The sequence below is a fragment of the Xenorhabdus sp. SGI240 genome, from assembly GCF_040081915.1.
Classification (GTDB): domain Bacteria; phylum Pseudomonadota; class Gammaproteobacteria; order Enterobacterales; family Enterobacteriaceae; genus Xenorhabdus; species Xenorhabdus bakwenae.
This window is the reverse complement of the sequence record NZ_JBEBMB010000017.1, coordinates 1-1,500: the sequence shown is the minus strand read 5'-3', so window position 1 is coordinate 1,500 and position 1,500 is coordinate 1. Positions and strand designations below refer to the sequence as shown.

Sequence of the window (1,500 nt, the reverse complement as noted above, 5' to 3'; positions counted from 1 at the left end):
CGTGGTTAAAGGCATTATTCCGGCGCATTCCCTGTGCAGCATTTACGGGGCAAGCGGGTCATATAAAAGTTTTCTGGCAGGCGCATGGAGCTGTCATATTGCCACGGGTAAGGCATGGGCAGGAAAACAGGTTGCTCAGGGTTCCGTGCTGTACGTTGTCGGTGAAGGTGGGATCGGCGTACCCCGGCGCATTAAAGCATGGGAAATCATTAATGATCAGACCGTTAAAAATATGTACCTGATCAATACGCCGGTTTTTCCGGCCTCGTCTGCCGAAGTACATGAGCTGGTGATTGCCGCCCAACAGGTTGAAGCCGAAACAGGCCAGCCGGTACGTCTGATTATTCTGGATACCCTCGCCCGTTGTTTTGGCGGTGCGGATGAAAATGATTCAAAAGATATGGGCGCGTTTGTCCGGGGTTGTGACGAACTGAAAGCCAAAACAGGGGCAAGCATTCTCGTGGTGCACCATTCCGGCAAGGATGAAAGCAAAGGTGCAAGGGGTTCCAGTGCCTTTCGTGCTGCGCTGGATGTTGAATATCGGATCAACCGGGAAGGGAAAAAAGGCGGCGCACTGGTTATTACCTGCACCAAAATGAAAGATGCCGAAGAACCGGAAACCAAAGCCTATGACATGCGTGTAGTTGAACTCTTTACCGATAAAGACGGTGAAGATATTACATCATTGGCTCTGATTGACAGGCCACGTGATCCGGTTGAAGAGGACGATATTGAACACATTTCCAATAAAACAGATAACCACACAGCACTATGGCAATGCATCCGATCGCGCACTGCCCTGAAAGAACCCTGTTTCATTGCTCTTGTCCGTGATGATTTAAAGGCGATGGGCGTGAATGTGAAGAATTTCAGCCGCTGGTTAACCAAGTTAGAAAATGATGGACTGATTACCCGCAACGGGCAGGAAATAACCATTATCAACCAAAACAATGCAGACTAAATAGTGAGTAAAAAAATGAGGAATTACAAGAAAATCGATTGTGATACCCACCGTATTCCTCATTTCTCGGGCATATATACAGAAAAAGCGAGGAACATTAAATGTATTGATTTTTAAAGATAAATTAATCTCCATTCCTCACCTATTTTTATCCTGAGGCAAATAAAAAACGAGTAGAGAATTGAGGAGCAGGTGAGGAATTAAACTGTTTTCGGACAGGTGTTTTTTTCAGCTCTCCGTGTTACCGGGCTAATGAATTAACCCGGTAACACGGAGAAGACAAGCGCAGCGCGTCAGTGTGGTTTTATTAAGCGAGAAACTCTTGCTGACTGGCAATCAATTTAGCACCACACGCTATGCGCATCCCCTCTACTGCCAGGGTGCGAGCACACTATTTTCTCTGCTTTTTAAAGCATTAAATTTTTAAATATTGAATAATAATAACGCGATGCTCGACTTTAACATCCTATCACGTTGGCTTGTTGAAGCCAGTCGCGCTGACTTTTACCTTGTTTAAAATTGGCAAAAATACCCAACGT

1 protein-coding gene is annotated in these 1,500 nt (G+C 45.5%); it reads left to right on the top strand.

Annotation, left to right across the window (positions count from 1 at the left end):
- Positions 1–961: helicase RepA family protein (locus ABLA76_RS04440; RefSeq protein WP_348987012.1), on the top strand; the 961-nt coding region annotated here is incomplete at its 5' end.
- Positions 962–1,500: the final 539 nt, after the last annotated feature.